Here is a 7363-nt window from a genome sequence, read left to right as displayed (position 1 = left end):
GGCGGGTGACCATTTCTGGTCACCCGCCCGCCGTCGTTTGCGTTAAAGGCCGAGCGAGCTGTCGTAGCTGATCACCTGGTCGAAGACGAACCACGCGCCGGTGAAGATCGGCAGGATCAGGCAGAAAATGAACCCGACGCCACCAAGAATGAGCCCCGCGATCGCGGGGCCGCGATTGCCCTGGTAGCGCTGCGCCGCGACGCCAGCGATGCCGAAGCCCACCGCGGCGAGCGCCGGGAGCATCCCGAACCAACCGAGGAATGGCACCCAGCTCACCCCGATGGCGATGATGCCGCAGATGAGCGCGACGAGGCCCATCACATTGAACTCTCCCGTCGGCTGCGGCGGCAGCGGCCCGGATGCAGAGGCTGGGTACGGCTGCTGGTACGGCTGCTGGGGTGGTTGCTGCGCGAAGGGGTTCGGCTGCTCGTACGGGTTTTCCGGGGGATTCGTCATGCTCGATCTCTCCTACGCTCGCGGTGTCGCCTCCATGCTGACAGAACCGGGCTGATGCGGCATCGCGCGCGCGAGTGAATCCGGCACTGGCGCGGTGGCCCCGAGTGCGCATAAGATATGGAGGTTGCGTGGCCGAATCCACTGGCCGCAATTCACAGTGCCGGGCAACCGGCACGATGCAGAACCCTCCTGCTGCAGACCGTCTGCAGCCGTTCGAGACCAAAGGAGGTGGGTTAATCGTGCATCAGTATGAACTCATGGTGATCATTTCGCCAGAAATCGACGAGCGCACCGTCGCCACCAGCCTCGACAAGTTCCTCGCAGTCATCACCAAGGACGGCGGAACCATCGAGAACACCGACATCTGGGGCAAGCGCAAGCTCGCATACGAGATCGAGAAGAAGTCGGAAGGCATTTACGCCGTCGTGAACTTCACCGCGACCTCGGCAACCGCACAGGAGCTCGACCGCCAGCTGCGCCTTTCCGAGGCCGTGCTGCGCACCAAGGTCCTGCGCGCGGACGAGGCATCGTTCCGTCTCAGCAACGCGAAGTCGGAAGACGACGCGGCCGAGGCCAAGTAAGTCACACAAGTCAAACCCCAACACCGCACACGTAACGTAGCGAATCACCGGGACAAGTAGGGAGCGCGAAATGGCAGGCGACACGATCATTACCGTGGTGGGCAACCTCACCGCCGACCCCGAACTGCGCTACACCCCCCAGGGTGTGGCCGTAGCGAACTTCACCATCGCATCGACACCGCGCACGTTCGACCGTCAGTCGAACGAGTGGAAGGACGGCGAGGCGCTGTTCCTGCGAGCATCCGTGTGGCGCGACTACGCCGAGCACGTTGCCTCGAGCCTCACCAAGGGCCAGCGCGTCATTGCGCAGGGCAGGCTGAAGCAGCGTTCGTACGAAACCCGCGAGGGCGAGAAGCGAACGACCGTTGAGCTCGAGATTGACGAGATCGGCCCGTCGCTGCGGTACGCGACCGCTCAGGTGCAGCGCACCTCGGGTGGTCAGGGCGGCCAGGGCGGCAACTTCGGTGGCGGACAGCAGCGTTCTGTGCAGCAGAACGAGCGTCCGCAGGCCGAGCAGCCCTGGGGCAACAGCGCACCCCGTCAGCAACCGCAGCAGGACTACTCGTCCAGCGGCTCGGGTGGCTGGGCAACGCCGGGCGCCGGTGGTGGGTACGACGAAGAGCCGCCGTTCTAGACCGGCAGCTCTCACCGCACATCACTTTTTCGTAGATTTCAGAAAGAGCATTTCTCATGGCTGGAAAGTCGAGCGGCAACCGCCGCAACGCTCACCGGGGCAAGGGTAAGCCTGTCGCTCCGGCGAAGAGCATCAAGGTCGGCGTCATTGACTACAAGGACGTCAACACTCTCCGCAAGTTCATCTCAGAGCGTGGAAAGATCCGCGCCCGTCGTATCACCGGTGTTTCGGTGCAGGAGCAGCGCCTCATCGCTCGCGCGGTGAAGAACGCCCGCGAGATGGCGCTCCTGCCCTACGCAGGCTCGGGCCGCTAAGGAGTTCACGCATGGCTAAGGTAATTCTCACGCAGGAAGTCACCGGGCTCGGCTCGGCTGGCGATGTCGTCGAGGTGAAGAACGGCTTTGCCCGTAACTACCTCGTTCCCAAGGGCTACGCCGTCAACTGGACTCGCGGTGGCGAGTCACAGGTCGAGCAGATCCAGAAGGCGCGCGAGACCCGCGCGATCAAGTCGGTCGAGGAGGCCCAGGCGCTCAAGCAGAGCCTCGAGGCCGCCCTCATTCGCGTACACGTGAAGTCGGGCGCCGAAGGCCGCCTGTTCGGCTCGGTGCGCACCGCCGACGTCGCCGACGCGGTCGAGGCCCAGGGTCTCGGCTCGATCGACAAGCGCAAGGTCGTCTTCCCGACGCAGATCAAGCAGGTCGGCACCCATGAGGCCCTCGTTCGTCTCCACGACGACGTGACGGCAACCCTCAAGGTGCAGGTCATCGCTGCCCGCTAGGGCACCCACGCACAAGACGCCGTGTCGCCAGGGTGGTTTTCCACCCGGTGGCGCGGCGTTTTGTCGTGCGAACGACGGCCGTTCACGGGCCTTGCCCACACCACACCTGTGGATACTTTTGCAAGTCGACAACCTTCAAGCTGTGGTTTAGATGGCTTGTTATCCACCGGGTGTGAACGAACAAAACACCAGATCAGCGTTGTAATCACGAAACTCTCCACCCGAGTTCTCCACAGTTATCCACACTGTCGTGCACATTCGCACGGCGCGTCGTCCACCAACGCTCCACAAGTTATCCACAGGCAACTTCGTGGGTGGTGTTGGGGCACTCTGGGGAGCACTAGGGTGAATCATCGTCGCTGCGTACCGGCACCTCCGTGTCGCAGGCTCGCGATACAACGGCTGTGGAAAGGACGCGAATGACTCTCACGCATCTCGGTACTGAAGGCCGCGAATCGAGCCGGGCGGCGCAGGACGGCCCCCGCACCCCGCCGCACGACCTGCTCGCCGAGCAGTCGGCCCTCGGCGGCATGATGCTCTCGAAGGATGCCGTTGCTGACGTCGTTGAGAGCGTCCGCGGCATCGACTTCTACATTCCGAAGCACGAGATCATCTTCGACGCCCTTCAGACGCTCTACGCGGCTGGCGAGCCCACCGACGTCATCGCGGTGACCGACCAGCTCACGAAGACGGGCGACCTCCAGCGTGCTGGCGGCGCCGACTACCTGCACACGCTCGTCGGACTCGTGCCGACCGCCGCGAACGCCGGCTACTACGCCGAGATCGTCGCCGAGCGCGCCGTGCTGCGCCGCCTCGTCGAGGCAGGCACCCGCATCGTGCAGATCGGCTACGGCGCCGAGGGCGAGGTCGTCGAGCTCGTCAACCAGGCGCAGGCCGAGATCTACGCCGTCACCGGCGGCGTCGAGACCGAAGACTATGTGCCGCTCAGCGAGGCCCTCAAGGTCGCGCAGGACGACATTGACGCGGCTGCGAACCGCGACGGCGAGCTCACTGGTGTGCCCACGGGCTTCCGCGACCTCGACGGCCTCACGAACGGCCTCCACGCCGGCCAGATGATCATCGTCGCCGCCCGACCCGGTATGGGTAAGTCGACGCTCGCGCTCGACTTCTGCCGCTACGCGTCGATCCACGCGAACATGCCGTCGATCTTCTTCTCGCTCGAGATGAGCCGCTCCGAGATCGCCATGCGCCTGCTCTCGGCCGAGGCGAGCGTCAAGCTGCAGCACATGCGCACCGGCAAGGTGTCCGACGAAGACTGGCAGAAAATCGCCCGCACACAGGGCGACATCGCCGAGGCCCCGCTCTACATCGACGACTCGCCGAACATGACCCTCGTCGAGATCCGCGCGAAGTGCCGCCGCCTCAAGCAGAAGCACGGCCTCAAGCTCATCGTCATCGACTACCTCCAGCTCATGACCTCGGGTAAGCGCGTCGAGTCGCGTCAGCAAGAGGTCTCGGAGTTCTCGCGTGCGCTCAAGCTGCTCGCGAAGGAGCTCGAGTGTCCGGTCATCGCCCTCTCGCAGCTCAACCGAAACTCCGAGCAGCGCGCCGACAAGAAGCCCGCCATTAGCGACCTTCGTGAGTCGGGCTCGCTCGAGCAGGACGCCGACATGGTCATCCTTCTTCACCGCGAGGGTGCTTACGAGAAAGACCACCCCCGCGCCTCCGAGGCCGACTTCATCGTGGCGAAGCACCGTAACGGCCCCACCGACACCGTCACGGTGCTCTTCCAGGGCCACCTCTCGCGCTTCGTCGACTACGCGCCGGGCATGGCCCCAGCCCCCGCGATGGGCTAGCTTTCCACCCGCAGCCGCTCGACCGCGTCGAGTGGCAGCTCGGGGCCAAGGCCGAAGGATGCCCGCATTGGGGAGTCCTCGGCCTCGGCGTAGTGCCCCGCGAGTTCGGCCATGCGCGGCACGGTGCTGAAGTCCATCCAGCTCATGAGCTCTTCCGCGTCGTCCTCGACTCCGACCTGGGCGAGCAGGACCTCCTGCAACGCGAAGCGGCTACAGCTTGATGCGCTCGTGGAATTCTGTGATGAACTCCGCCCGCTCGGCCGGGGCTGGCTCGAGCAGGTGCTGCGCGAAGAACTCGGCGACCTCGTCGCGGGCTGAGAGGGGCAGCACGCCGGCGACGTACTGATCGGGGCGCACGATCACGATCGCGCCGTCGCGTGAAACCTCGCGCTCGCGGTGGATGTCGCGGCCGTGGCCCGTCGCGAAGATCTGGTTGATGTCCTCGAGCCCGAACGGCACCTTGAGCGGCTTGAACGCGTTTGGCACGTCCTTCGGGTCGAACTCGGTGTACTCCTGCTGGTAGATCACCTTCGTGTCGAATACCGCGTCGTCGTCGCCATCGCCGGGCGTGTAACGCACGCGCGGCGAGGCCGCGTCGTTCGCCCACCAGTTCGCGAAGTCGGCGGTCGGGGTGCCCTCGAGCGCCGGCGCGGCCGAGTCGGCGAACACGTAGACGCGCCAGCGGCCGTCGGCCTCGTGCAGGTGCCCGAGGTGCTGCCAGCGGTTGTCGGCGCGGCGAATCACCTCGGCCGACTTGAAGCGCTTGCCGATGGGGAAGCCGGCGGCGAGCGCCTGGTGCTCGGCGTCGAGGGTGATGATCGACGGCGCGTACTCGGTCATGAACCCCGCGGGGAACTCCATTGTGTTGACGTAGTAGCGCTCGAGCTCGGCCGGGTCCTCCCACTCGTCGACCGGGCGGGCCATCATCGTCGACCATTCCTTGTCGAAGTCGATGAGGTTCTGCGCGATCTCCTTGCGCTCGGAGGCGTAGGTCGACAGCAATGCCTCGGGGGAGCGGCCCTCGAGCACGGCGGCGAGCTTCCAACCAAGGTTGAAGCCGTCCTGAATCGACACGTTCATGCCCTGGCCGGCCTTCGCCGAGTGGGTGTGGCAGGCGTCACCCATGATGAAGGCGTGCGGCGTGCGGGTGTCGATGTGCTCGGCAGGCACGTCGTCGAAGCCGTTCGTGATGCGGTGGGCGACCTCGTAGACCGACCACCAGGTGACGGCGCGCACGTCGAGCGTGAAGGGGGCGAGGATGCGGTTGGCCCGCTCGATCATCGCCTCGAGCGGGGTCGCGCGCACGGCGCCCGCGTCGTGCTCCTCAACCACGCCGAGGTCGACGTAAAGACGTGAGAGGTAGCCGCCCTCGCGGGGGATGAGCAGGATGTTGCCCGCGTCGTGCGACTGGATCGAACACTTCACCTGGAAGTCGGGGAAGTCTGTGTTCGCCATGACGTCCATGACGCCCCAGGCGTGCATCGACGCGTCGCCCTGGAGACGGTGGCCGAGCGCCGAGCGCACCGAGCTGCGGGCGCCGTCGCCGCCGACGAGGTACTTCGCGCGCACCGTGCGCTCCTCGCCCACGCGCGGGCCGGCGGTGTAGCGCACGCGCGCCGTGACGGCGTACTCGGCCCCGGGGTCGATCGTGCAGTCGAGGAACTCGATGCCGTAGTCGGGTTCGATGCGGCCGGGCGCCCGCTTTGCGTCGCGGAGGAAGTAGTCGAGGATGCGCGACTGGTTCACGTAGATGTGCGGGAACTCGCTGATGCCGCTCGCATCGTCAGGGTCGCGCGAGACGCGCTCGATCTTCGAGGGGTCGTCCTTCGACGGCTTCCACCAGCACATCTCGACGTTGCGGTACGCCTCGGCGATGACTTCGTCGGCGAAGCCGAAGGCCTGGAACGTCTCGACCGAGCGGGCCTGGATGCCGTCGGCCTGGCCGACCTCGAGGGGGCCGGGGCGGCGTTCGATCGCGCGCGCGTTGATGGATGGGAAGCGCGAGAGCTGGGCGGTGACGGCGACCGCAGCGGGGCCGGTGCCGACGATCAGGACGTCCATCTCGTCGGGAAGTTCGGTGGGCCGGTCGACGCCGTATCCGGCGGCGGGGCGGACTCGCGGGTCGCCCGATTCATAGCCTCGGTAGTGGATCTGCATCGGTGGAGCTCCTTTGTGGCGGCGTTGCCAATGTGCGGGCCAGTGTCTCGCTATTTGCGACACTGTCGTAAATATAGAACAATGCTATGCAGAGACCGGTGTGGTCGCAAGAGTTCGAAGGAGTGCGCCGTGGCGAATGAGGCAACGACGCGGGGGTCCCAGACGCTGGCCCGCGGCCTGCGAGCGCTCGAGATCATCGGTGATTCGCCGAGGCCGATGACGGTCGCGCAGCTCGCCGAGGCGATCGGCATCCACCGCTCGATGGCCTACCGCCTGCTCGCGACGCTCGAGACGCACGGATTTGCTGCCCGCACGGCGGCCGGCGAGATCGAGCTCGGCGCCCGGCTCGTCGCGCTTGCCCGTGGCGTCGCCCGCGACCTCCAGGCTGCGGCGGCACCCGTGCTTGACCGCGTCGCCGACGAGCTGCAGCTCACCACGTTCCTCGTCACCCACGACGGCGAGGAGGCGGTCACGCTGCTCAGCGCGCAGCCCCGCGACCTCGATGCCATGGTCGTGCAGCGCCCGGGCAGTCGCCACTCCGTCGACGTCGGCGCCCCCGGCCGGGTCATCCGCTCGCAACTCGACCCCGTGGCGTACCCGCCGGCCCGCTTCGAGCTGAGCCACGAGGAAGTCATCGACGGGCTCAACTCGATCGCGGTGCCGATCGCCCTGCCGCAGGGACGCCCGGCAGCGCTCGCGGCCCTGTTCGTCGCCCGCCCGATCGACCAGGAGGCCATCGTCGAACGGCTCGTCACCGCCGCCCGGCACATTGCCGAACGGGTGCGGTGACGAGCCGTTCCGGTGGTGTCGCGGCTTAGCCTCGATCCACCGATGGGGAGGCTTGCTAAGTTGGCGTCGTAACGCAGAAATGCCCCTCTGACCAGGAAGAATAGAGGTTGTCTAAGATCCTATTTCCCGAGTCTGAGAGGCATCTCGTAGG

9 protein-coding genes are annotated in these 7363 nt (G+C 66.2%); 6 read left to right on the top strand and 3 right to left on the bottom strand.

Going from position 1 to position 7363, the window contains the following annotated elements; genetic code table 11:
- Window positions 1-42 precede the first annotated feature (42 nt).
- A complete protein-coding gene (locus QM019_RS12285; protein ID WP_282853241.1) occupies window positions 43-456 on the bottom strand; it encodes a hypothetical protein in 414 nt (137 codons plus the stop codon).
- Between the two features lie 236 nt (window positions 457-692).
- On the opposite strand from QM019_RS12285, the gene rpsF reads away from it, so the two are divergent.
- The 5 genes from rpsF to dnaB all read left to right on the top strand — a co-directional run bounded on the left by rpsF (window position 693) and on the right by dnaB (window position 4266).
- Window positions 693-1037: a 30S ribosomal protein S6 gene (rpsF, locus tag QM019_RS12280; protein ID WP_125107415.1), complete on the top strand. Its 345-nt coding sequence runs from the start codon at window positions 693-695 to the stop codon at window positions 1035-1037.
- A gap of 70 nt (window positions 1038-1107) precedes the next feature.
- Window positions 1108-1671 carry a single-stranded DNA-binding protein gene (locus tag QM019_RS12275; RefSeq protein ID WP_125106559.1) on the top strand — a complete coding sequence of 188 codons (564 nt, stop codon included), beginning with the start codon at window positions 1108-1110 and terminating at the stop codon, window positions 1669-1671.
- A 56-nt stretch (window positions 1672-1727) separates the two neighbouring features.
- Window positions 1728-1985: a 30S ribosomal protein S18 gene (rpsR, locus tag QM019_RS12270; protein WP_019618109.1), complete on the top strand. Its 258-nt coding sequence runs from the start codon at window positions 1728-1730 to the stop codon at window positions 1983-1985.
- A gap of 11 nt (window positions 1986-1996) precedes the next feature.
- Window positions 1997-2449, top strand: a complete 453-nt coding sequence (gene rplI, locus QM019_RS12265) for a 50S ribosomal protein L9 (protein ID WP_125106560.1) — start codon at window positions 1997-1999, stop codon at window positions 2447-2449.
- Window positions 2450-2868: 419 nt separating this feature from the next.
- The gene (dnaB, locus tag QM019_RS12260; protein WP_193128488.1) at window positions 2869-4266 is read left to right on the top strand and encodes a replicative DNA helicase; all 1398 of its coding nucleotides are present in this window, start codon (window positions 2869-2871) and stop codon (window positions 4264-4266) included.
- On the opposite strand, the gene QM019_RS12255 is transcribed toward dnaB, so the two are convergent.
- On the bottom strand, window positions 4263-4466 hold the full coding sequence (locus QM019_RS12255) for a hypothetical protein (protein ID WP_282853240.1): 204 nt from the start codon (window positions 4464-4466) through the stop codon (window positions 4263-4265). The genes dnaB and QM019_RS12255 overlap by 4 nt on opposite strands.
- A gap of 10 nt (window positions 4467-4476) precedes the next feature.
- Entirely contained in the window at window positions 4477-6423 is a 1947-nt protein-coding gene (locus QM019_RS12250) for an FAD-dependent monooxygenase (RefSeq protein WP_282853238.1), read from the bottom strand.
- 129 nt (window positions 6424-6552) lie between these two features.
- Between QM019_RS12250 and QM019_RS12245 the strand changes: the two genes are divergently transcribed.
- On the top strand, window positions 6553-7212 hold the full coding sequence (locus QM019_RS12245; RefSeq protein WP_282853237.1) for an IclR family transcriptional regulator: 660 nt from the start codon (window positions 6553-6555) through the stop codon (window positions 7210-7212).
- Window positions 7213-7363: the final 151 nt, after the last annotated feature.

Source organism: Gulosibacter sediminis, from assembly GCF_030011715.1.
GTDB lineage: Bacteria > Actinomycetota > Actinomycetes > Actinomycetales > Microbacteriaceae > Gulosibacter > Gulosibacter sediminis.
Note: the sequence above shows the minus strand (reverse complement) of the source record. Positions and strands in the feature narration are given on the sequence as shown.

Coding starts and splice junctions, on each gene's coding strand:
- QM019_RS12285 (WP_282853241.1), bottom strand. CDS start 456: ATGACGAATCCCCCGGAAAACCCGTACGAGCAGCCGAACCCCTTCGCG.
- QM019_RS12275 (WP_125106559.1), top strand. CDS start 1,108: ATGGCAGGCGACACGATCATTACCGTGGTGGGCAACCTCACCGCCGAC.
- rpsR (WP_019618109.1), top strand. CDS start 1,728: ATGGCTGGAAAGTCGAGCGGCAACCGCCGCAACGCTCACCGGGGCAAG.
- rplI (WP_125106560.1), top strand. CDS start 1,997: ATGGCTAAGGTAATTCTCACGCAGGAAGTCACCGGGCTCGGCTCGGCT.
- dnaB (WP_193128488.1), top strand. CDS start 2,869: ATGACTCTCACGCATCTCGGTACTGAAGGCCGCGAATCGAGCCGGGCG.
- QM019_RS12250 (WP_282853238.1), bottom strand. CDS start 6,423: ATGCAGATCCACTACCGAGGCTATGAATCGGGCGACCCGCGAGTCCGC.